Origin of the sequence: Aeromonas sp. 600276, from assembly GCF_049175815.1 — a bacterium.
GTDB lineage: Bacteria > Pseudomonadota > Gammaproteobacteria > Enterobacterales > Aeromonadaceae > Aeromonas > Aeromonas dhakensis.
The window spans coordinates 18,999-39,280 of the sequence record NZ_JAAKVU010000001.1 but is presented as its reverse complement, the minus strand read 5'-3'; the positions used below and the strand labels follow the sequence as shown (position 1 = coordinate 39,280).

Below are 20,282 nucleotides of genomic sequence, written 5' to 3'. Positions count from 1 at the left end.
GCGGCGACATCAGGCTGGTTGCTGCAAGGCGGCAATGGCTTCCCGGGCGACCCGGTCGAGGGGCTCGCCGAGCCGGCTGACCCGATAGTCGAGGCGCTCTATCAGCTCGTTGCCAAAGCGCAGCTTGTCCAGCGCTGTGAGGGTGGCGTCGTCCAGTCTGTCCAGGCGATCCTCCCGTATCAGCAGCACGGCCCTGTCGACCCCGCCCAGCAGCCCCCCGGGTTCTTTCAACTCACGGATGGGATGGATGGCGTGCAGGAACTGGGGGCGCCACAGGGGCACTATGGCCCAGCGTTGCTCGGCCACGGCCTGCTCAAAGGCGGCCAGACACTGCTCCTGTGTCCCGTTCAGGAAGCGGTAACCCGCCTGCTCGAGCCCGTACACCCTCATGATCTCCCGCGAGAAGCGGCTGATGCCAGCCCCCGGCCCGATCCCCTGGATCTGCGGGGTCATGCGCTGCCTTACCTCGAGGCGCAGCAGGTCGGCGATCTCGGCCACCTGATCGACGGGAACATACTCCGGGACGCCCCACAGGGCATAGGGCTGGTAGTGCAGCCCCAGCTCACGCACGGCCACCCGCTTCTCGACCTCAGCTTTGTAGATGCCGTGGCTGGCAGGCAGCCAGGCGGAGGCCAGCAGATCGATCTCGCCGCTGGCGAGCCGTTCAAAATTGGCCTCATGGGGGGCGTGGCTGCGGGTGACCCGGTAGCCCCGCTGCTCCAGAACGGCAGTCACCAGGGCCCCGGCCATGCGGTGGAATGAGAGATCCGTGATGCCGAGCCTGAGCTGGGGGCCCGCGCCCAGGCCCGAGGGGGAGCGAGGGCTTGCCAAGGCCCGCCCCGCCACTGCCAGGGTGCCCATGGCAATCGCGCTTTTGATGAAATGTCGTCTGTTACTCATCCCTATCTCTCCCGGTCGGCGGGTTGTCGTGCTGGTCTATGTCCGTCTGGGTGAAGAGCAACTCGACCGGCACCCCGTTGTTATCCCTCAGAAAGAGCTGCAGCTCGTTGCGCTCCGGGATGACCCGGCTGACGAAGGGCACCTCCAGTCGCAGCAGGCGAGCCTGCGTCTCTACAGGATCCGAGGCGCTCAGCGAGATGTGATCGATGCAGCCGCTGCCTTGCTCCGTCTCCCGTTTCCCCAGATAGTCGGTCAGTCCCTCGCCCTGGGTGTTGGCAACGATGTGCAGCAGGGGGCGCCCTCCTGCGTAGAGCCAGCAACCCGGAAAAGGAAAGGGGGGCCGCCCCCCTTCCTGCAGGCCGATGGCATCGCGATAAAACGCTATGGTCTGCTCCAGCTGATCCGTGCGAAGCGTGACGTGGTCGATGGCATGTATGGTCATATGGCCTCCTGTCGGCTCGGAATGCGGGTGAAGGGGTCGTCGCCTAGCAGGCCAGGGCCCTTGTCCGCCCTCTTCGCTCCTGGGTCAGGATGAACAGCAGCCCCAGGGCCGGTACCAGCGCCGCGAAGAAGGGGAGGGCCGCCGGTCCCAGCTGACTGTCGACGACGGCGCCACCGATCACTCCGCCCAAGGCGTTGGCGATGTTGAATGCCGAGATGTTGGCGGTGGCTGCCAGCTCCGGGGCTTGCCGGCCATATTTCATCACCCGCATCTGCATGGCGGGCAGATTGGCGAAGGTGGCCACACCAAACAGGAAGGTGGCGATCAGGAAAGGCCATGTGTAGTGCTCCACCATACCGACCAGCAGCAGGGCCAGAATAGTCAGCAGTGGCCACACCAGCAGGGAGCGCCGCAGATTGCGGTCGGCGCTGTGCCCGCCGATGTTGTTGCCCAGCACCAGGCCTAGCCCGACGACCGCCAGCACGCCTGTGATGGAGGAACGTTCGAAGCCCGCCACCTCTTCTGCCAGCGGCGCTATGTAGCCATAGAGGGTCATGAAGCCGGCCCAGCCCAGTACGGTAAAGAGCAGGCTGGCCAGCAGGTTCCAACTGCGGAAGGCGGCAAGCTGCTGGCTGATGGAGGTGGCGCTCTCCCTGGGTTGGCGCTCGATGACGAGGGCGATGGCCAGCATGGAGAGCAGACCCAACCCGGCGACCACCAGGAAGGTGGTATGCCAGTCGAAGGCGTTGCCTATCCAGGCACCCGCAGGCACGCCCAGCACGTTGGCCAGGGTCAGGCCCGCAAACATCTGGCCGACGGCGCGGCCCGCCATCTTGTCGCTCACCATGCGGGTGGCGACCACGGCACCTATGCCATAGAAGGGGCCCTGGGTCAGGCCGGCCAGGATGCGGCTCACGATCAGGGTGACGTAGTCGGTGCTGAAGGCTGCGATCAGGTTGGCGACCACAAACAGCACCATCAGTGCCAGCAGGACTCGACGTTTCTCGAAGCGGGCCAGCCAGAGGGTGAGCAGCGGGCCGCCAAAGACGATGGCCAGGGCATAGGCGGTGATGAGGTTGCCCGCCTGGCCCGTGGTGACCCCCAGCGATTCAGCCACCTGGGGCAGGATGCCGGCGATCAGGAACTCTGCGGTGCCGATGGCAAAGGCACTCAGGGTCAGGATCCAGATCCGGGCCGGGAGCGTGTTGGGCTCTTTCATGCTCATCTCCTCAGTTGATCAGGGCGCCGCCATCGATATCTATGGTGGCGCCGGTCATGAAGGGGTTGTCGATGGCCAGCAGATAGCCGGCGGCAAGATCTTCGGCGCGGCCGTGCCGACCGGCAGGCAGGCTGGCGGCGGCCCGGCCCAGCATGGCCTCTCGCGCCTCGGGCGCCATGGCGGTGTAGGCCTCGGTATCGGTCAGGCCCGGACTGATCACGTTGACCCGGATGGGGGCCAGCTCACGGGCTAGCAGCCTGGCGGCGGCCTCGAGCGCGGCATTCATGGTGGTCTTGACCAGGGTGCCGGGCACTGTCTTGCGGGCCAGGAACCCTGTGGTGAGGGTGATGGTGCCGCCGGGGGCCATATACGGGGCAAGGCTGCGAATGACCGCCAGAGTGCCCCAGAACTTGGTGTCGAAGGCCGCCTTGGCCGCCGTGAGATCCAGCTCGAGCAGAGGCCCACCAGGCGCCTGGGAACCGGCGGTGATGACCAGGTGATCCAGCTGGCCCAGATCGGTCAAGAGGTTATCGATGGAGGTCTGGTCCGTGATATCCAGGCCGCTCTTGCGGCTGGCGACGATGACCTGACCGGGGCGCTGGCGCAGGGCATCGGCGACGGCGCGGCCGATACCGGTGTGGCCACCGATGACAAGGGACAGGGTGTGTTGATGAAATGCCATGGCAATGTTCCTCTCTGAGACGGCGGGGGATCCGCGCCTGTGTCTGCTGGAGAAGATAGATGTGACGGTGTATTTTGATAATTGCCGCAAAATCTAAAACATAATTCGGATTATCAATACAATCATGCTCGAGAACCTCAATCTGTTCCTGGTCATAGTGGAAAAAGGGGGGCTGGCTGCCGCGGGGCGTGAGTTGGGCTTCTCCCCGGCAACCGTCTCGGAGCGGCTGGCTTCCCTGGAACGCTACTACGGTACGACCCTGCTCAGCAGAACCACTCGCTCCATCAGCCTCACCGAAGAGGGGCGCCTGTTGCTGGAGGAGGGGCGCCATCTGCTGGCCCAGGCCGAGGGGCTCAAGCGCCGTCTGCGCGATGGCGGGGATGAAATGAACGGGTTGCTGCGCATCAGCGCCCCTCATGATCTGGGGATCAGCCGGCTGGTGCCGCTGCTCGATCGCTTCATGGCGCAACACCCGGGGATCACGCTGGATCTCAACCTGACCGACGGCTATCTGGATCTGGTGGGGCAGGGGATCGATCTGGCCTTGCGCTACGGAGAGCTGGCCGACAGCACACTGCGCACCCTCTCGCTGGGGGAGAACCGCCGGATCGTCTGTGCCTCACCCGCCTACCTGGCGCGCAAGGGAGTGCCCCGCCATCCGGAAGAGCTTGCCGAGCATGACTGCCTGCTGATGCGTTTCGGAGAACATCCGGAGCGCTGGTGGTCTTTTCAGGTCGAGGGTGTGGTGAAGCGGGTGATGGTGCAGGGGCGGCGCATCAGTAACAACGGTTATCTGGTGCGCCAGTGGTGCCTGCAGGGGGAGGGGATCTGCCTCAAGTCCCGCTGGGATGTGGGGGAGGATCTGAGCCGTGGCCGCCTGGTGGAGATCCTGCCCGAGTTCGCCGCCCCGGCGTCACGGCTGCAGATCGTCTACCCCTCCGGGCGGCATCAGCCGCGCCGGGTGCGCGCCCTGATCGACGCGCTGGTCGCCGAGTTCGGACGCCCTCAGGGGTAGACCCGGGTCATCATGACAAACCCCTCTGCATCGGCGGTGAGGACTGTCTCGATCCGTCCCAGCTCGGCCAGCGTGGCCACATGGGTGCCGCCGCAGGGGATGGTGACCTCCTGCCCTTCTAGCGGGCAGTGCCAGTAACGGGAGTCGATGATCGACTCGCCGGCCCGGCTGCGGCGGATCTCGCCTCCGGTTGCCAGCCAGTCGGCCAGCTGGCGATTGATGTGCGCTTCAATCTGCGCCAGATCCGCCAGCAGGGCCTCACTGTTGACCCCCTTCTTGCGCAGGCTTTTGCCGATCCGGTACTGCTCGCGCGAGCCATTGGGCTCGACCCGCGAGGTCTGGATGGCGAGGCGGTCGAAATCCGGCTGCTCCAGCGCATCCCGCTCGCTCACCTCCTTGCGCCAGTAGGGGATGAGAGCCCGGTTGAGCGCCAGTGCTGCCAGGTGGCAGCCGCTGTGACCCAGGCTCAGGGCGTGACGGGCCTCGGCATCCACTTGCAGCGTCACCTGACTGCCCACCGGCAGCGCACAGTGACCGGCCAGCGGGTGCACCACAACGAAGTGCCACCCTTCTGTGCCCCGCTTGACCGGGATCGCCTGGTCGACGAACAGCTCCCCATCCGGGCTGATGGCCCCCATGCGGCAGGGGCCGACGGCCGCTTCGCCACCCTCCCAGCGCACTGTGCCCACGTCACCTGGCTGATCGGGCCAGAGGTGGCTCTGGGGATGAAAGGGGGTGAGGTCGGTGACCAGCAGGCTGGTATCGCCGCTCTGGCAGCAGATGACGCTGGCCTGCTCCTGATGGTGGCCCAGCACGAAGCTGGCTCGGGTATGTGACATGGATGGCTCCCGCAGATCGAAGAGGAAGAGAGCCGCCAGCATACGTCAAAGCGCAGACCGGCTCATTAACCTCGGTTAATGAGCCGGTCCGGAGGCAGGATGATGAGTGCTAGATCATGGCGACCAGCAGGTAGGCGTTGAGCCCGATCACCAGGGCGACGATGAGGCGGCCGAGCGCCTGGGTCACCGGGTGGTTGCGATACTCCCCCATCAGGGCGCGATCGCCGGTCAGCATCAGCAGCGGGATGAGCGCCAGCGCGATGCCGAAGCTCAGCACCACCTGGCTCAGCACCAGGATCTCGGTGGTGTTGAGGCCCATGGCGATCACCACGAAGGCGGGGGCCATGGTGATGGCGCGGCGCAGCCAGAGCGGGATGGTGAAGCGCACGAAGCCCTGCATCACCACTTGCCCGGCCAGCGTGCCCACCACGGTGGAGCTGATGCCCGAGGCGACCAGCGAGAAGCCGAACAGGGTGGCGGCCGCCTGGCCCAGCAGCGGGGTGAGGGTCTGGTAGGCGGACTCCAGCTCCGCTACCTGCTGGTTGCCGGAGCTGTGGAAGGCGGCCGCGGCCATGGCCATCATGGCCAGGTTGACGAAGCCGGCGATGGTCATGGCGATGGCCACGTCGACCCGGGTGGTGTGCAGCCGCTGGGGAACCGAGCCCTGATCCTGGGTGTGCTGGGTCAGCGCCGAGTGCAGATAGATGACGTGAGGCATCACGGTGGCGCCGAGCACCCCGGCCGCCAGATAGACGGCGTCGCTGTTGGGCAGTCCGGGGAAGAGGGCGCCCTCCAGCAGGCTCGGCAGATGGGGGCGGGAGAACACCAGCTCGACGATGTAGGCCGCCGCCACGAACAGCAGCAGGCCGCCCACCACGAACTCCAGCGGTTTCTGGCCGCGCGACTGCAGCATCAGGATCCCCCAGGTGACCACGGCGGTGATGCCGGCCCCTTCCAGCAGGGTGACCCCGAGCAGCAGCTTGAAGCCGACCGCGGCCCCGATGAATTCGGCCAGATCGGTGGCCATGGCGATGATCTCCGCCTGCACCCAGTAAGCCCAGACCGCCGGCTTGGGCAGACGGTCTCGAATGTGTTCCGCCAGGTTCTTGCCGGTGACGATGCCGAGCTTGGCCGAGAGAGTCTGCACTAGCATGGCCATCAGGTTGGCCCACACTACGACCCATAGCAGCTGGTAGCCAAAGGTGGAGCCGGCCTGAATGTTGGTGGCGAAGTTGCCCGGATCTATGTAGCCGATGGCGGCGATAAAGGCCGGCCCGAGCAGGGTCAGTTTGAATTTGCGGGCCGGGATGGCCGTGGTCAGCGCGGGTTGCATGGTATCAGCCTCCATAAGTGCATGGAGATAGAATAGATCTAAATGATAATTATTATCAATTGAAGTTTTGTATTGTTCCCATAGATAAAAACATCGGCGGCGGCTGGTTGCAGTGAGGGATGGGATTTCGTACAATACGCCGCCCTAGAAAAGCAGCGTCTAAACACCATTATGTTCCTTGCCTCCGAGGTCTGGCTGCACCTGGGCGGAGGCTGAATTAATCCGTAAGGAGCTAAAATGCGTCATTACGAAATCGTCTTCATGGTTCATCCGGACCAGAGCGAGCAAGTACCTGGCATGATCGAGCGTTACACCGGCGCCATCACCACCTCCGGTGGTACCATTCATCGCCTGGAAGATTGGGGCCGTCGTCAGCTGGCTTACCCGATCGACAAACTGCACAAAGCCCACTACGTTCTGATGAACGTAGAAGCAGAGCAAGCCGTTATCGATGAGCTGGAAACCAACTTCCGCTTCAACGATGCCGTTATCCGCAACATGATCATGCGCACCAAGCACGCCGTGACTGAAGTTTCTCCGATGGCCAAGGCCAAGGAAGAGCGCTTCACCCGTCGTGACGACGAGCGCCGCGAAGAAGCTACTGAAGCTGCTTCCGAAGAGTAATTCTGGATCACTGACTAGAGGATAAAGGCCATGGCACGTTATTTCCGTCGTCGTAAGTTCTGCCGCTTCACCGCCGAGAACGTTACCGAGATCGACTACAAAGATATCGTTACTCTGAAAAACTACATCACTGAATCTGGCAAGATCGTACCGAGCCGTATCACCGGTACCCGCGCCAAGTATCAGCGTCAGCTGGCACGCGCCATCAAGCGTGCTCGTTACCTGGCTCTGCTGCCGTACACCGATCTGCACAACAAGTAAGAATCGGTCCGGCACTTAAGCCTAACTCAACGAAATTTATAGAGGAAAGGTAATGCAAGTTATCCTGCTCGACAAAATCGCCAAACTGGGCGGTCTGGGTGACCAAGTTTCCGTGAAAGCTGGTTACGCCCGTAACTTCCTGATCCCGCAAGGCAAAGCTGTTATGGCCACCAAGGCCAACATCGAAGCTTTCGGTGCTCGTCGCGCTGAGCTGGAAGCCAAACTGGCTGCCAACAAAGCTGCTGCTGAAGAGCGTGCTGCCAAGCTGGCCGAACTGGCTACCGTGGTTATCGCTTCCAAGTCTGGCGACGAAGGCAAGCTGTTCGGTTCCATCGGTACCCGTGACGTGGCTGAAGCCATCACTGCTGCCGGCGTAGCCGTTGCCAAGAGCGAAGTCCGCATGGGCAACGTTCTGCGTAACACCGGTGACTACGAAGTTGCTGTTCAGCTGCACGCTGATGTTAAAGCAACCGTACAGATCCAGGTTGTTGCCCTGTAATAGCGATTCGCTTTTGCAGAAAAAACCCGCGCACTTGCGCGGGTTTTTTATTTTCAGGCCCGGGGGTAGAGTAAAGACCTGTTCCTCTGGAGGAGATCCCTATGGCCTGGGTCGAAGGTCGCGTCCTTGAACGCATCGAGTGGACACCCACCCTGTTCTCCCTGCGTGTGGCGGCCGAGCTGGCCCCCTACAAGGCGGGGCAATTCACCAAACTGGCCCTCGAGCAGGGCGAACGCCGCGTCCAGCGGGCCTACTCCTTCGTCAATCCGCCTTCGACTCCCTACCACGAGTTCTATTTCGTCGAGATCCCCGATGGGGAGCTGACTCCGACCCTGGGTTCCCTGCGGGCGGGCGACAGCCTGCTGGTGCAATCCCTGGCGACCGGTTTTCTCACCCTGGACGAGGTGCCGGCCGGGCGCGATCTCTGGCTGCTCTCCACCGGGACCGCCATCGGCCCCTTCCTCTCCATGCTGGCGGACGGGGAAGCCTTTGCCCGTTTCGAGAATCTGGTGCTGGTACACGGGGTCCGCAAGGGGGAGGAGCTGAGCTATCGGGATCTGATAGCGAGCTTTGCCGAGCGTCATGGCGAGCGTTTTCGCTACGTCCCCTTCGTCAGCCGTGAAAGCTGGCCCGAGGCGATGGAGGGGCGGATCCCGGCGGCCATCGCCGATGGTCGCCTGCAGGCGCGAGTGGGGCTGGAATTTGCTCCCGCGCTGAGCCAGGTGCTGATCTGCGGTAACCCGGCCATGGTGAAGGAGACCCAGCAGACCCTGTTGTCATTGGGGTTGGCCAAGAACCTGCGGCGGGCCCCCGGCAACATCAGTGCGGAGAATTACTGGTAGGAAAAGCGAACAAGGGGCCATGGGCCCCTTGTTCATGCACGCCGGCAGTCAGATCAGTGCTTCTTGTTGCCGTGGCCCTTGTCCTTCTCTTTGAACTTGTCATGTCCCTGCCCCGGGTTGTTGCCGCTATGGATGCTGCGGTTGTAGTGATCCCGGTACTTGCCGTCGATCTTGTCGCAGTTGAGCTTGATGCGGCTGTCACCGATGCCGAGATCCAGGCAGTTGTTTTGCCACCAGTCGTACTCCTTGTCATCCCAGTCGACGTTCAGCTTGATGTTGTCGGTGGAAAGCCGGATGCCATCGCCATCCTTGGAGTGGGGCGGGGCGGCAAAGGCAACCCCGTTGGCCAGCAACAGGGAGAGCAGCAGGGCGCCTTTGTTGAACATGGTTGAATGAGTCATGACGAAAGTTCTCCTTGGTTACTGGCCGGTGCCCTGGGTGGCGGGCATCTGGTTGCTGCCGGGGGGATCATTGCGGTGCTCTTCATCGTCGAAGCTGACCCTGCTTTCCCGGCATGGCGTCTGGGTGCCATCGTTCACTCCCGGCTCGAAGCAGTTGGTCGATGACCAGCCAAATTGCTTGTCATCCCAGTCCAGGTTGAAGGTTAGTGCATCGACGGAAAATGCCGTACCACCTTCCTCCTCATACTGCGGTGCTGCCAGCGCGGCGCCGGCAACCAGAAGCAGGGGCAGTAACAAGCTAGTCGTTCGGTTCATTGTGGCCTCGGTGGTTGGTTGTTGCGGGTCAGTGTATGCCAGTCTTGCTGAATCCGGGCAGAATCAGGCTCAATCTCCCATGCTACGAGAGTCGGCAGTGAGTGTATCGACTTTTTGCGGTCGATTTGTCCGTTTTGGTCGCACTCTGGGCAACTGACCAAGGATCTGGTGCAATTATGGTGATTGTCCTTCTCTCGAGGAGTCTGCTGACTATAATCGGCAGCCAACTTTTCCTGCATATCGCGCCCGCTTTCTCATGACCACACAGGCTTCTGCCGTGCTGCGCTACCCCAAGGGGTGGTTCGCACTGACCACGGTGTACAGTTTTACCGGCTTGGCCATTCTGGCCTCCATCGTCTTCTCTCTGCTGCTGTTTCTCTCCATCGACGAGAATCCCCTGATGAAGTGGCTGTTCGGTGGCCTGGCCATCATCTTCGAACTGGGCAAGTTCTACGTCTGGTATGAATACGGGGAGTGCAAGGCGCGTCGCGATCTGGGCGGGGCCTTCTGGTCGCTGCTGTTCTACAGCGTGCTGGCCGCCATCTCCATCGGCGGCAGCATAGGCGGCATCAACAGCGCCACCAACACCATCCTCAACCAGCAGGCGCGCCATGAGCGGGAGATCGCCCGCTTCGACGAGCAGATCGCCAGCATAGAGCGGCAGATCCAGCTCAACGAGGAGGCGGCCCGCAAGTATATCGAGATGGCGCGCATCTCCAGCGGCGTCAGCGGCCTGCAGCAGGCCAACACCAAGCTCAGGCTGCGCCAGGACGAGCTGCGCCAGGAGCGCGACGCCAAGCCCGTCAACGAACAATCCTCCATGCTGGGGCTGATGAGCAGCCTGGCGGACGGGGTGGGCATGAGCATCAGCCAGGTGCAGTTTCTGCTGGTCTGCTTCCTCTCGGTGCTGCTCGACGTGTTCGGCGCCTTCTTCGTCAGTCTGATCGGCGAGGAGAACCGCTTTCGCCGCAGCTGGCTGTGGCAGCGGGACCGCGAGCGGGAACAGATCGTGCTGCAGCAGGCGGAGGCCGCTGCCATGGCGCAGCAGCTGCCCGGCCGGCCGGAGCCCGAGCCAGAGGTGGTGGAGCAGGTGCGCAGCGCGCTGGAGAGCGGCGAGCTCAAGTGCAGCAAGCGCAGCGTCGCCCAGGCGCTGTCGCTGTCGCTGGAGGAGGTGGACCGGGTGTTCCAGCATCTGCTGGCCCAGGGCGTGCTGGGGCAGGGCAGCAACCGCCACTACCATCTTCGTACCGAGCAAGGATGAATCCAGCTCAGTCGAACCAGATCAAGCCCTCATAGGGCTGCTGCCTGAGGGATGCAAGCCTGCTGTCCAGGTTGCCGGCATGGATTTCCAGCTGATGTCCGTCAGGATCCTTTATGTAGAGTGAATCCCCTTCGCTGCTGTTCGTCTTCCATTCCACTACACCTGCCGCACGCAGACGGGCGCAGAAGATGGGAAACTGTTCAGGCGAGATACCGAATGCGACGTGGCTGTAGTCTCTTGCCGGTTGGGGGGAATCACAGGAAAGACAGATCCACAGGTCGCCGAGGGTGAGATAGGCTCCGCGTGCCCATCTCACCCTAGGGCGACATCCCAGCAAGTCGACATAAAAGGCAAAGCTCCTGTCGAGATCGCCGGTTGCCAGCGTGAGATGGTTCAGTCCATGCAGCATCTTCTCTTTATCCTCCCTTATTCATTGATTAGCCCTAGTGGGTCAGCACCATCATCAGGCTGAGGAAGGCGGCCAGTCCGCCACCGATGCCGATGATCCAGTAAAACCCCTTGGCCCCCTGCTTGAGCGGGATGCGGAAGTAGAGCAGAAACGCCCACCACCCCAGGGCCAGCAACAGAGGAATAAGAAACATTCGAGCCATGGTGTCCTCGCTGTTATTCTGTTGACCCTTGATCAATCAACAGGATGGATTGTGCAATGACGCAGCTACAGATTACCGCATTCGGCGCCCCCTCGGTACTCAGGCTCAACCCTTCCCAGGACAAGGTGCCTGCCGAGGGCGAAGTGCGGGTGCGCATCTGCTTTGCGGGGGTCAACCCCATCGATGCCAAGACCCGGGCCGGCCTCGGCTGGGCGGCGGCGCAAAACAAGGAGAAGCTGCCCTGGACGCCGGGCTATGACGTGGCCGGCGTGGTCGAGAAGGTCGGCCCTGGTGTCAGTTCGCTGGCCGAGGGGGACAGGGTATGCGGCATGGTGGGCTTTCCCCTCACCGCCGGCGGCTACGGCGAGTCCGTGGTGGCCCGCGAGGAGGAGCTGGTCAGGCTGGAGGATATTGGCCTCAGACAGGGGGCGGCGCTGCCGCTGGCCGGCCTCACCGCCTGGCAGGGGTTGTTCGAGCACGGCGCCCTCAAGGCGGGGCAACGGGTGCTGATCCTGGCCGGTGCCGGCGGCGTCGGCCATCTGGCGGTGCAGTTTGCCAGCGCCTATGGCGCCGAGGTGGTGGCGATGGCGAGCGGTGACAACCACAGCTTCCTGCACGCGCTGGGGGCCAGCAAGATGGTGGATTACCACGATGCGGACTGGGCCGCCCAGGTGGTGGCCGACGGTCCGGTCGATCTGGTGCTGGATCTGGTGGGGGGCGAGAGTGGCCAGGCGGCGCTGGCCTGCGTCAAGCCGGGCGGCCGGCTGGTGACGGTACCCACCATCACCGCCCAGCAGATCAAGGATGCCGCGGCCGGCAGCGCCATCGAGGTGCTTGGCATGCTGGTACATCCTGACCGCCAGCAGTTGAGCCAGATGCTGATCCTGCTGCGTCAGGGGGAGGTGCAGATCACCGTCTCCGGCGAATTCCCGCTGGCGGAAGGGGCCCTGGCCCATCAGGCCATCGAGCAGGGCCACGTGCGCGGCAAGCTGCTGCTGCGCATGCCCGCCGCGGATGAGCTGGCCGGATGAATGGCATCACCGAGCTGGGGCTTGGCTGGCTGTTTCTGAGCGCCTTCACCTCCGCCACCCTGCTGCCCGGCAGCTCGGAAGTGCTGCTGGGGGCCATGGCGACCAAGGGGGAGTGGAGCATGGCCAGCCTGCTGCTGTGGGCGACGCTGGGCAATACCCTCGGCTCCATGACCACCTGGTGGCTCGGCTGGCTCGCCACCTTCAAGAAAAAACCGGAAGATTTTCAAGGCCGTGGGGAACAAAAAGCCCTCGGCTGGCTCAAACAACATGGCCACTGGTGTCTGCTGCTGGCCTGGACGCCTGTGGTCGGCGATGGTCTCTGTCTGCTGGCCGGCTGGCTGCGCCTCTCCTTCTGGCGCTCTCTCATTCTCATCGGGCTCGGCAAATTGTTCCGTTATGCCCTGGTCTTTCTGCTGGCCAGGCAGATCTTCTAGCTTCACTCACGAGGTAACCGTGAACAAACTCATTCCATTAAGCATGCTTCTGGGCCTCTCTCTGCCCGTGCTGGCGGCACCCACCCTGGTGTCGGAACAGGTCAAGGAAGAGGGCAAGCTCGGCATTCCCTATCAGATGTACAAGCTGGACAACGGCCTGACCGTCATTCTGGCGCCCGACCGATCCGATCCCCTGGTGCACCTGGACGTCACCTATCACGTGGGCTCGGCCCGCGAGCAGGTGGGCAAGTCCGGGTTCGCCCACTTCTTCGAGCACATGATGTTCCAGGGCTCCAAGCACGTGGGGGATCAGGAGCACATGCGGATCATCAACGAGGCCGGTGGCGACATGAATGGCACCACCAACAAGGACCGCACCAACTACTACGAGACCGTGCCGGCCAACCAGCTGGAGAAGGTGCTGTGGCTGGAGGCCGACCGCATGGGCTTCTTGCTCGATGCGGTGAGCCAGAAGAAGTTCGAGATCCAGCGCGCCACCGTCAAGAACGAACGGGCCCAGCGCATCGACAACCAGCCTTACGGCCTGGTGAGCGAGAAGGTGGGGGAGGCGCTCTATCCGCGCACCCACCCCTACTCCTGGCAGCCCATCGGCTATGTGGAAGATCTCGACCGGGTCGACGTCAACGACCTCAAGCAGTTCTTCCTGCGCTGGTACGGCCCCAACAACGCTACCCTCACCCTGGGGGGCGACTTTGACACCAAGCAGGCGCTGGCCTGGATTGAGAAGTACTTCGGCCCGATCCCGCGTGGACCCGAGGTGGCCGAGCCGACCCCCGAGCCGGTGACCCTGCCCGAGACCCGCTACGTGACGCTCGAGGACAAGGTGCACCTGCCGCTGCTCTATATCAGCTACCCGACCGTGTCCCTTGGCGATCCGCAGGAGCCGGCGCTCGACATGTTTGCCGACGTGCTGGGCGGCTCCGCCAGCTCCATGCTCTACCAGTCGCTGGTCAAGAGCGGCAAGGCGATCGATGTGGGGGCCTCCCACTACTGCGAGGAGCTGGCCTGCACCCTCACCGTCTACGCCTATCCCAACCCGGCGGTGGATGGCAGCCTGAAGACCCTCAAGAGCGAGGTGGACAAGGTGATCGGCGAGTTCGCCGGTCGCGGCCTCAAGCCGGAGGATCTGGAGAAGGCGATCAACAGCTATCGTGCCTCGGCCATCTGGGGCCTGGACAGCGTCTCCGGCAAGGTGAGCCAGCTCGCCATGGGCCAGGTGTTCGCCCAGGATCCCAACTATGTGTTCAAGAGCCTGGACGCCATCGGCAAAGTGACGCCGGATCAGGTCAAGGCCGCCTACGACAAGTTCATCCTGAACAAGCCGGCGGTGGTGCTGAGCGTGGTGCCCAAAGGCAAGAACGACTGGCAGGCCGCCAAGCCCAACTTTACCCCGGCCAAGCGCGAGCTGCCGGATTACGCCAAGCATGACAAGGTGCTGGCCGAGCGACCGGTGAAAGACGACTTCGATCGCAGCGTGCAGCCCAAGGCGGCCGATGCGGTGAGCGTCAAGGTGCCCGCCATCTGGCATGGCAAGCTCGACAAGGGGATCGAGATCATCGGCACCCAGAGCGACGAAATCCCTGCGGTTTCCATCATGGTCGCCCTGCCGGGCGGCATGCGGGCCGAAGGCAAGGGCGAGCTGGGGCTGGCCAGCCTCACCGCCAGCATGATGGGGCAGGGCTCGGTGCGTCTGACCGAGGCCCAGCTCAGCGACGAGCTGCAAAAGCTCGGCTCCAGCGTCAGCGTCTCCAGCGCCCAGTACAACAACCTGGTCACCATCAGCAGCCTGGCCGACAAGCTGCCGCAGACCCTGGCGCTGGTGCGCGAGGTGTATGAGCGGCCAGGCATGCGCGAGGCCGACTTCGAGCGGGTCAAGGCGCAGATGCTGCAAGGGATGAAGCAGAGCGAGCAGCAGCCCGAGTGGCTGGCCGGTCAGGCCTTCCGCGAGCTGATCTACGGCAAGCAGAACCGTCTCGGTCAGCCGGGTGACGGCGTGCTGGCCGATGTGGAGAAGCTGACCTTGGCGGACGTGAAGCGCTTCTACCAGAACTACTACAACCCGACCAACGCCAAGGTGGTAGTGGTGGGTGACGTGACCCAGTCCCAGGTGGAGGATCAACTCGGCTTCCTGACCCAGTGGAAGGGGGCTGCGCCCTCCCTTGGCAGCCTCAAGCCCGAAGGCGAGCAGGCCAAGCCGGGTATCTATCTGGTGGACAAGCCGGGGGCGCCCCAGTCGGTGATCCGCATCGGCCGCCGCGCCATGCCGTTCGATACCACAGGTGACTACTTCACCGCCGGGCTGATGAACTTCAACCTGGGCGGCAACTTCAACAGCCGTATCAACCTCAACCTGCGGGAAGACAAGGGCTATACCTATGGGGCCAGCTCGGGCTTCTCCGCCAACCGGGAGGTGGGTACCTTCGCCACCGGCGCCAACGTGCGGGCCGATGCGACCGTGGATGCCATCCGCCAGTTCCTCAAGGAGATGGACAACTACCGCAAGAGCGGCCCGACCCCGGTCGAGCTCGCCTATATGCGCAGCGCCGTCTCCCAGCAGGATGCGCTCTCTTACGAGACGCTTGGCCAGAAGGCGGGCTTCCTGCTGCAGATGATCATGTACGACCTGAAGCCGGACTATGTGCAGGCCCAGAACAACCTGATCAAGACGGTGTCGGCCGAGACGCTCAAGGCCAGTGCGGCACGCTGGCTTGACCCGGCTGAGATGGTGATTGTGGTGGTGGGGGACAAGCAAAAGCTTGAAAAACCCCTGCAGGAGCTTCATCTTCCCATCTATCCGCTGCAGCTGCCCTGAGGGCGCTACATAAAAATAGTGCCGCCCCCCTGTGGGGCGGCCACACATGAGCCGTGAATATGACTACGACAAGCTTGTCACTCACCGAGTTGTTGACCGCCCTGGGTTCGCCGGAACGGCTGACCGCCCTCAAGGGGATCCGGCGCGGGATCGAACGTGAATGTCTGCGCATCACCCCACAGGGGACCCTGGCCCAGACCGATCACCCCAGAAGTCTGGGCTCGGCACTGACCCATGCCAACATCACCACCGACTACTCGGAGAGCCTGCTGGAGTTCATCACGCCGGCCACCGACTCCATCGACAGCCTGCTGGAACAGCTTGGCGACATCCACCGTCACACCATTCATCACCTGGGTGATGAGCGGATCTGGCCGCTCTCCATGCCCTGCTTCGTCGGCGACGAGGAGAACATCCGGCTGGCCCAGTACGGCAGCTCCAACATCGGCCGGATGAAGACTCTCTACCGGCAGGGGCTGAAGAACCGCTACGGCAGCCTGATGCAGGTGATCGCCGGGGTGCACTTCAACTTCTCCATGCCGGACAGCTTCTGGTGCGAGTGGCAGGAGCTAGTGTGCGAGGGGTGCTGCAGCCAGCGCTTCATCTCCGACAAGTACATGGGGCTTATCCGCAACGTCTACCGCTTCGGCTGGCTGGTGCCCTACCTGTTCGGCGCCTCGCCGGCCATCTGCGAATCCTTCCTCAAGGGGCGCAAGAGCAACCTGCCGTTCCAGAAGACCGGCAAGGGCACCCTCTACCTGCCCTACGCCACCGCCCTGCGGCTGTCGGATCTGGGTTACACCAACAGCGCCCAGGCGGGGCTCAAGATAAGCCACGACAACCTGCCGGCCTATGTGAGCAGCCTGCGCCGCGCCATCAACACCCATGATCCCGACTTCGCCAGGATCGGTGTCAAGGTGAACGGCGAGTACCGCCAGCTCAACGACAACGTGCTGCAGCTGGAGAACGAGCTGTACGCCCCGATCCGGCCCAAGCGCACCCCGCGCAGCGGCGAGAAGCCGTCCGATGCGCTGGAGCAGCGTGGCATCGAATACATCGAGTTGCGCACCGTGGACGTCAACCCCTTCACCCCGTATGGCATCGAGGTGGATCAGATCCGCTTCTTCGACCTGTTCCTGGTCTGGTGCCTGCTGCGCCCGTCCCCTGTGCTGGGTGACGAAGAGATCGCCCGCAATCGCCGCAACCAGACCAAGGTTGTGCTGGAGGGGCGCCGTCCCGGCCTCGAGCTGGAGGACGAGCAGGGCAACCCCATCGGCCTCAAGGAGTTCGGCCTCAAGCTGTTTGACGAGCTGGCCGAGGTCGCCGCGCTGCTGGATCGCTGCTGCGGCCGCAACCGCTACCGCGAGACCCTGGCGATGCACCGCGAGAAGCTGCTCAACCCTGAGCTCACCTACTCCGCCCGCCTGCTCAAGCAGCTGCTGGAGAGCGGCAAGGACAACGGCGCCTTCGCCGACGAGCTGGCGAGCCGCTACCGGGAAGAGATGCTGGCTGGCGAGCTGCAGTACTGGGACGAAGCCTATTTTGCCGGCGAGGCACGGGAGTCGCTGGCCAAGCAGCGGGAGCGGGAGCGCAGCGACAGCCTGTCGTTTGACGACTTCCTGGCCGACTACTTCGGGACCAGCAAGACCCCGGCCTGATGACAGGCAACAAAAAAAGCCGCTCTTGAAGCGGCTTTTTTATTTCCCTTAACCCGAGCGGTCTCAGACGTGGTTGTACTCAGACATGGTTATACATGGCCTCGATCTCGCTCTGGTACTTGGACTCGATGATCTTGCGGCGCAGCTTCATGGTGGGGGTCAGCTCTCCCAGCTCCATGGAGAAGGCGCTCGGCAACAGGGTGAACTTCTTCACCTGCTCGAACTTGGCCAGCTCCTTTTGCAGATCCTGGATGCGCGCCTCGAAGAACTCCACCACCTTGGAGTGGCGCAGCAGCTCGGTCTTGCACTGGTACTGCAGGTTGATGGAGCGGGCGTACTCCTCCAGCGACTCGAAGCAGGGCACGATCAGAGCGGAGACGAAGTGGCGGGCATCGGCGACGATGGCGATCTGTTCGATGAAGCGATCCTTGCCGAGGGTTCCCTCCACCAGTTGCGGCGCCACGTACTTGCCGTTGGAGGTCTTCATCAGCTCCTTGAGGCGCTCGGTGAAGTAGATGTTGCCTTCGCCGTCGAGCTCGCCGGCATCGCCGGTGCGCAGGAAACCATCCTCGGTCATCACCTCGGCGGTCGCTTCTGGCTTGTTGTAGTAGCCGCGCATCACGGTGGGGGAGCGCACCAGCAGCTCGTTGTTCTCACCCAGCTTCACCTCGATGCCGCTGAGCGCCGTGCCGATGGAGCCCAGCTTGAACTGGCTGTCCTCGTAGCAGCAGACGGTGGCGGTGGTCTCGGTCATGCCGTAACCGTACTTGAGGTTGAGCCCCATGGCCTGGAAGAAGAAGTTCACCTCGTCGGCGAGGCGGGCGCCGGCCACCGGCAGGAAGCGGGTGCGGCCGCCGAAACGGGCGCGCAGCTTGCGAAACACCAGCCGCTCGGCGAGCCAGAGCTGGCCGTAGAGCAGGGGGGAAGCGGCTTTACCCGCCTGACGGGTGGCGACCATCTGCTTGCCGACCCGGGTGGCCCAGCCGAACAGGGCCTGGCGCAGGCGCGGCGCCTGGGCGACGCGGGCCTGGATCATGGCGTAGGCCTTCTCGTAGAGGCGCGGCACGGCGCACATCACGGTCGGCTGCACCTCGCCGATGACATCCATCACCTTCTGCGGATCGCGGATGTAGACGTTCTCGGCGCCGCAATAGAGCACGTAGTAGCTCCAGGCGCGCTCGAACACATGGCTGAGCGGCAGCATGCAGAGCGACACATCCTGCTCGTTCAGATCGAGGCGGCTGTTGTGCATCTCGAAGCAGGCGGCGATGTTGGCGAAATCGAGCATGACCCCCTTGGGCTCACCCGTGGTTCCCGAGGTGTAGATCAGGGTCAGCAGGTCGTCCATCCGGTACTGGCTCTCGCGCTCGCGCAGTGCCTGTTCGCTGGGCTGGTGATTGCCAGAGACCAGAAACGTCTGGAAGTGGCTCGCCTGCGGGCAACCGCGCAGGTTGACGCTACCGTCGAGGGCGATGAGCTGCTGGATCTCGCCGCTTTCAATGAGTTGCAGCGCCTGGTCGAACTGGGGCTGTTCACCGACGAACATTACCTTGATGCCGGCATCTTTGACGATGTAGCGCAGCTGATCGAGCGTGCTGGTGGGGTAGATGGGGACGCTGACGCCGCGGGCGGCCAGGATGCCGAGATCGGCCTGGGTCCACTCCGGCATGTTGCGGGCATAGATGCCGACCATCTCGGTAGGCTGGTGGCCGGCGCGGATCAGCGCCTGGGCGCAGTAGTCCATGGCCTGCCCCAGGGTACGCCAGCCGATGGCACGCCACTGGCCATCCTGTTGTACGCGCAGGGCGGCCTTGTTGCCAAGCCGGGCGATACGTTCCCGCATCAGTCGAACCAGGTGGTGTTTCGGCATCAGTCAGACATCCTCAAGTAACAGTTGTACGCCCTAAGGGGCACTGAAAAATCGCGCTGGAGTTTAAACTCTAAGATTACAGCTTACAAGTGTTCGCCATTTGTCTTGGATCACAAAGTCGTCAATTAGGGGGCGCTTGAGGCATGATGGTGGCTGACGTGTGGAGCCATTCAGGGAGGGAGCATAATGAGTGTCGGTATCAAGGGGGTGGTGACCGGGGTATTGCTGTTGCTGGCGGGGGCCGGCGGCCTCTGGTTTACGCTGGGAGGTACGGGTGGCGAGGAGGACAACCCCTGGCTGAGCGGCGCCGAAGGCTACGCCCAGGCGCAGCAGCTGGCCCTGCAGAAGGGCTATCCGCTGCTCTACGTGATCGAACGCGCCAAATGCCGGCGCTGCAAACTGCTGGATACCACCCTGTGGCAGACAGAGGAGATGGCGCCTGTGCTGGCCCGGCTGGTCAAGGTGCGTCTCAACCCGAATGCCGGGGATGGCAGCGAGCAGATACTGCGCCGCTTCCCGCAGGTGGCGACCCCGCCCGGCATCTATGTGCAGCAGCCGGGCGAGCCGCTCAAGCCCATCAAGATAGTGGTGGATATCCAGCAGATCTGGATGCCCGGGGTGACCTGGCAGCGCGGCTTCTTCATGCCGCTCTCCGCCGCCGGCTTCGAGGCGGTGCTGCACACCACCCAAAGCCTGCAGGATCCGGCCCTCGACAACGCGCCGCTGCTCTAGTGCTGCAGATGTAGCGCGGCGGCTTAGCCGAAGTCGAACAGGCGGGACATCAGCACGGCATCTTCCCGATCCTGACCGGTGCCGTAGTAGTCGGCGCGCCGGCAGTACTCGGCAAACCCCTCGCTCTCGTAGAGGCTGATGGCGGTGCTGTTGCCGGCCCGCACCTCGAGGAACCAGGCCTCGGCCTTGTTGGCCTTGCTGCGGCTCAGGTACTCCCTGAGCAGCGCCCGCCCCAGCCCCTTGCCCTGAAAGTCAGGATGCACGCAGATGTTCATCAGCGAGCTGTCGCCCGCCACCAGATCCGAGATGTAGAAGCCGGCCGGCTGGCCGTCGACCAGCAGCAGGCCGTTGAGATAGCGTGGCCCGAAGCAGGAGAGCAGGTTGGCCTGACTCCAGGGCTCCTTGTGGGCAGCCTCTTCTATGGGGTAGATGAGCTCGAAGTCGGTCTCGAGCAGGGGACGAAATTGCACCATGGTGGCT

General features: G+C 63.3%; 23 protein-coding genes. 11 read left to right on the top strand and 12 right to left on the bottom strand.

Annotated features, from left to right (window positions below):
• Window positions 1-9 precede the first annotated feature (9 nt).
• From G5134_RS00195 to G5134_RS00180, 4 genes are read right to left on the bottom strand one after another with little or no spacing between them, the layout of a single operon-like run.
• Entirely contained in the window at window positions 10-861 is an 852-nt protein-coding gene (locus tag G5134_RS00195; RefSeq protein ID WP_065018293.1) for a glycine betaine ABC transporter substrate-binding protein, read from the bottom strand.
• Window positions 862-892: 31 nt separating this feature from the next.
• On the bottom strand, window positions 893-1,342 hold the full coding sequence (locus G5134_RS00190; RefSeq protein WP_065018292.1) for a VOC family protein: 450 nt from the start codon (window positions 1,340-1,342) through the stop codon (window positions 893-895).
• A 43-nt stretch (window positions 1,343-1,385) separates the two neighbouring features.
• A complete protein-coding gene (locus G5134_RS00185; RefSeq protein WP_082970143.1) occupies window positions 1,386-2,561 on the bottom strand; it encodes an MFS transporter in 1,176 nt (391 codons plus the stop codon).
• A gap of 10 nt (window positions 2,562-2,571) precedes the next feature.
• On the bottom strand, window positions 2,572-3,243 hold the full coding sequence (locus G5134_RS00180; protein WP_065018290.1) for an SDR family oxidoreductase: 672 nt from the start codon (window positions 3,241-3,243) through the stop codon (window positions 2,572-2,574).
• Between the two features lie 124 nt (window positions 3,244-3,367).
• Between G5134_RS00180 and G5134_RS00175 the strand changes: the two genes are divergently transcribed.
• Window positions 3,368-4,258 carry a LysR family transcriptional regulator gene (locus G5134_RS00175; protein WP_065018289.1) on the top strand — a complete coding sequence of 297 codons (891 nt, stop codon included), beginning with the start codon at window positions 3,368-3,370 and terminating at the stop codon, window positions 4,256-4,258.
• Here the strand turns inward: G5134_RS00175 and G5134_RS00170 are convergent.
• Both G5134_RS00170 and G5134_RS00165 read right to left on the bottom strand, forming a co-directional pair.
• Window positions 4,249-5,139 (bottom strand): hypothetical protein, encoded by an 891-nt coding sequence (locus G5134_RS00170; RefSeq protein WP_279699418.1) that lies wholly within the window; start codon window positions 5,137-5,139, stop codon window positions 4,249-4,251. The genes G5134_RS00175 and G5134_RS00170 overlap by 10 nt on opposite strands.
• Before the next feature lie 67 nt (window positions 5,140-5,206).
• Window positions 5,207-6,430, bottom strand: a complete 1,224-nt coding sequence (locus tag G5134_RS00165) for an Nramp family divalent metal transporter (protein ID WP_065018287.1) — start codon at window positions 6,428-6,430, stop codon at window positions 5,207-5,209.
• A 237-nt stretch (window positions 6,431-6,667) separates the two neighbouring features.
• Between G5134_RS00165 and rpsF the strand changes: the two genes are divergently transcribed.
• The 4 genes from rpsF to G5134_RS00145 all read left to right on the top strand — a co-directional run bounded on the left by rpsF (window position 6,668) and on the right by G5134_RS00145 (window position 8,656).
• Window positions 6,668-7,054: a 30S ribosomal protein S6 gene (rpsF, locus tag G5134_RS00160; RefSeq protein WP_005308887.1), complete on the top strand. Its 387-nt coding sequence runs from the start codon at window positions 6,668-6,670 to the stop codon at window positions 7,052-7,054.
• A gap of 30 nt (window positions 7,055-7,084) precedes the next feature.
• Complete coding sequence (gene rpsR / locus G5134_RS00155; protein WP_005308890.1) at window positions 7,085-7,315, top strand: 30S ribosomal protein S18; 231 nt, start codon at window positions 7,085-7,087, stop codon at window positions 7,313-7,315.
• Between the two features lie 52 nt (window positions 7,316-7,367).
• A complete protein-coding gene (rplI, locus tag G5134_RS00150; RefSeq protein WP_005308892.1) occupies window positions 7,368-7,814 on the top strand; it encodes a 50S ribosomal protein L9 in 447 nt (148 codons plus the stop codon).
• A gap of 101 nt (window positions 7,815-7,915) precedes the next feature.
• On the top strand, window positions 7,916-8,656 hold the full coding sequence (locus G5134_RS00145; protein ID WP_043169216.1) for a ferredoxin--NADP reductase: 741 nt from the start codon (window positions 7,916-7,918) through the stop codon (window positions 8,654-8,656).
• Between the two features lie 53 nt (window positions 8,657-8,709).
• Here the strand turns inward: G5134_RS00145 and G5134_RS00140 are convergent, their stop codons facing one another.
• On the bottom strand, window positions 8,710-9,042 hold the full coding sequence (locus tag G5134_RS00140; protein WP_080760737.1) for a hypothetical protein: 333 nt from the start codon (window positions 9,040-9,042) through the stop codon (window positions 8,710-8,712).
• A gap of 33 nt (window positions 9,043-9,075) precedes the next feature.
• The gene (locus tag G5134_RS00135) at window positions 9,076-9,354 is read right to left on the bottom strand and encodes a hypothetical protein (RefSeq protein WP_017780241.1); all 279 of its coding nucleotides are present in this window, start codon (window positions 9,352-9,354) and stop codon (window positions 9,076-9,078) included.
• A gap of 274 nt (window positions 9,355-9,628) precedes the next feature.
• On the opposite strand from G5134_RS00135, the gene G5134_RS00130 reads away from it, so the two are divergent.
• Window positions 9,629-10,633: a hypothetical protein gene (locus G5134_RS00130; protein ID WP_019839913.1), complete on the top strand. Its 1,005-nt coding sequence runs from the start codon at window positions 9,629-9,631 to the stop codon at window positions 10,631-10,633.
• 7 nt (window positions 10,634-10,640) lie between these two features.
• Here the strand turns inward: G5134_RS00130 and fos are convergent, their stop codons facing one another.
• Window positions 10,641-11,042 carry a fosfomycin resistance glutathione transferase gene (gene fos, locus G5134_RS00125; protein ID WP_065018286.1) on the bottom strand — a complete coding sequence of 134 codons (402 nt, stop codon included), beginning with the start codon at window positions 11,040-11,042 and terminating at the stop codon, window positions 10,641-10,643.
• Window positions 11,043-11,076: 34 nt separating this feature from the next.
• Complete coding sequence (locus tag G5134_RS00120) at window positions 11,077-11,244, bottom strand: hypothetical protein (RefSeq protein ID WP_005308905.1); 168 nt, start codon at window positions 11,242-11,244, stop codon at window positions 11,077-11,079.
• Window positions 11,245-11,300: 56 nt separating this feature from the next.
• Here G5134_RS00120 and G5134_RS00115 point away from each other — a divergent pair, with 56 nt between their 5' ends.
• From G5134_RS00115 to gshA, 4 genes are read left to right on the top strand one after another with little or no spacing between them, the layout of a single operon-like run.
• The gene (locus tag G5134_RS00115; RefSeq protein ID WP_026141414.1) at window positions 11,301-12,275 is read left to right on the top strand and encodes an NADP-dependent oxidoreductase; all 975 of its coding nucleotides are present in this window, start codon (window positions 11,301-11,303) and stop codon (window positions 12,273-12,275) included.
• Window positions 12,272-12,709: a YqaA family protein gene (locus G5134_RS00110; RefSeq protein WP_017780238.1), complete on the top strand. Its 438-nt coding sequence runs from the start codon at window positions 12,272-12,274 to the stop codon at window positions 12,707-12,709. The genes G5134_RS00115 and G5134_RS00110 overlap by 4 nt, the downstream gene beginning before the upstream one ends.
• Window positions 12,710-12,728: 19 nt before the next feature.
• Window positions 12,729-15,542, top strand: a complete 2,814-nt coding sequence (locus G5134_RS00105) for a M16 family metallopeptidase (protein ID WP_065018285.1) — start codon at window positions 12,729-12,731, stop codon at window positions 15,540-15,542.
• A gap of 59 nt (window positions 15,543-15,601) precedes the next feature.
• Window positions 15,602-17,200, top strand: coding sequence for a glutamate--cysteine ligase (gshA, locus tag G5134_RS00100; RefSeq protein ID WP_017780236.1), 1,599 nt, complete (start codon window positions 15,602-15,604; stop codon window positions 17,198-17,200).
• A gap of 79 nt (window positions 17,201-17,279) precedes the next feature.
• On the opposite strand, the gene G5134_RS00095 is transcribed toward gshA, so the two are convergent.
• Window positions 17,280-19,070, bottom strand: a complete 1,791-nt coding sequence (locus G5134_RS00095) for an AMP-dependent synthetase/ligase (protein WP_065018283.1) — start codon at window positions 19,068-19,070, stop codon at window positions 17,280-17,282.
• 186 nt (window positions 19,071-19,256) lie between these two features.
• Between G5134_RS00095 and G5134_RS00090 the strand changes: the two genes are divergently transcribed.
• The gene (locus G5134_RS00090) at window positions 19,257-19,802 is read left to right on the top strand and encodes a hypothetical protein (protein WP_010635100.1); all 546 of its coding nucleotides are present in this window, start codon (window positions 19,257-19,259) and stop codon (window positions 19,800-19,802) included.
• A gap of 23 nt (window positions 19,803-19,825) precedes the next feature.
• On the opposite strand, the gene rimI is transcribed toward G5134_RS00090, so the two are convergent.
• A complete protein-coding gene (rimI, locus tag G5134_RS00085; protein WP_065018282.1) occupies window positions 19,826-20,275 on the bottom strand; it encodes a ribosomal protein S18-alanine N-acetyltransferase in 450 nt (149 codons plus the stop codon).
• Window positions 20,276-20,282 lie beyond the last annotated feature (7 nt).

Coding starts and splice junctions, on each gene's coding strand:
- G5134_RS00195 (WP_065018293.1), bottom strand. CDS start 861: ATGGGCACCCTGGCAGTGGCGGGGCGGGCCTTGGCAAGCCCTCGCTCC.
- G5134_RS00190 (WP_065018292.1), bottom strand. CDS start 1,342: ATGACCATACATGCCATCGACCACGTCACGCTTCGCACGGATCAGCTG.
- G5134_RS00185 (WP_082970143.1), bottom strand. CDS start 2,561: ATGAAAGAGCCCAACACGCTCCCGGCCCGGATCTGGATCCTGACCCTG.
- G5134_RS00180 (WP_065018290.1), bottom strand. CDS start 3,243: ATGGCATTTCATCAACACACCCTGTCCCTTGTCATCGGTGGCCACACC.
- G5134_RS00175 (WP_065018289.1), top strand. CDS start 3,368: ATGCTCGAGAACCTCAATCTGTTCCTGGTCATAGTGGAAAAAGGGGGG.
- G5134_RS00170 (WP_279699418.1), bottom strand. CDS start 5,139: ATGCTGGCGGCTCTCTTCCTCTTCGATCTGCGGGAGCCATCCATGTCA.
- G5134_RS00165 (WP_065018287.1), bottom strand. CDS start 6,430: ATGCAACCCGCGCTGACCACGGCCATCCCGGCCCGCAAATTCAAACTG.
- rpsF (WP_005308887.1), top strand. CDS start 6,668: ATGCGTCATTACGAAATCGTCTTCATGGTTCATCCGGACCAGAGCGAG.
- rpsR (WP_005308890.1), top strand. CDS start 7,085: ATGGCACGTTATTTCCGTCGTCGTAAGTTCTGCCGCTTCACCGCCGAG.
- rplI (WP_005308892.1), top strand. CDS start 7,368: ATGCAAGTTATCCTGCTCGACAAAATCGCCAAACTGGGCGGTCTGGGT.
- G5134_RS00145 (WP_043169216.1), top strand. CDS start 7,916: ATGGCCTGGGTCGAAGGTCGCGTCCTTGAACGCATCGAGTGGACACCC.
- G5134_RS00140 (WP_080760737.1), bottom strand. CDS start 9,042: ATGTTCAACAAAGGCGCCCTGCTGCTCTCCCTGTTGCTGGCCAACGGG.
- G5134_RS00130 (WP_019839913.1), top strand. CDS start 9,629: ATGACCACACAGGCTTCTGCCGTGCTGCGCTACCCCAAGGGGTGGTTC.
- fos (WP_065018286.1), bottom strand. CDS start 11,042: ATGCTGCATGGACTGAACCATCTCACGCTGGCAACCGGCGATCTCGAC.
- G5134_RS00120 (WP_005308905.1), bottom strand. CDS start 11,244: ATGGCTCGAATGTTTCTTATTCCTCTGTTGCTGGCCCTGGGGTGGTGG.
- G5134_RS00115 (WP_026141414.1), top strand. CDS start 11,301: ATGACGCAGCTACAGATTACCGCATTCGGCGCCCCCTCGGTACTCAGG.
- G5134_RS00110 (WP_017780238.1), top strand. CDS start 12,272: ATGAATGGCATCACCGAGCTGGGGCTTGGCTGGCTGTTTCTGAGCGCC.
- gshA (WP_017780236.1), top strand. CDS start 15,602: ATGACTACGACAAGCTTGTCACTCACCGAGTTGTTGACCGCCCTGGGT.
- G5134_RS00095 (WP_065018283.1), bottom strand. CDS start 19,070: ATGCCGAAACACCACCTGGTTCGACTGATGCGGGAACGTATCGCCCGG.
- G5134_RS00090 (WP_010635100.1), top strand. CDS start 19,257: ATGAGTGTCGGTATCAAGGGGGTGGTGACCGGGGTATTGCTGTTGCTG.
- rimI (WP_065018282.1), bottom strand. CDS start 20,275: ATGGTGCAATTTCGTCCCCTGCTCGAGACCGACTTCGAGCTCATCTAC.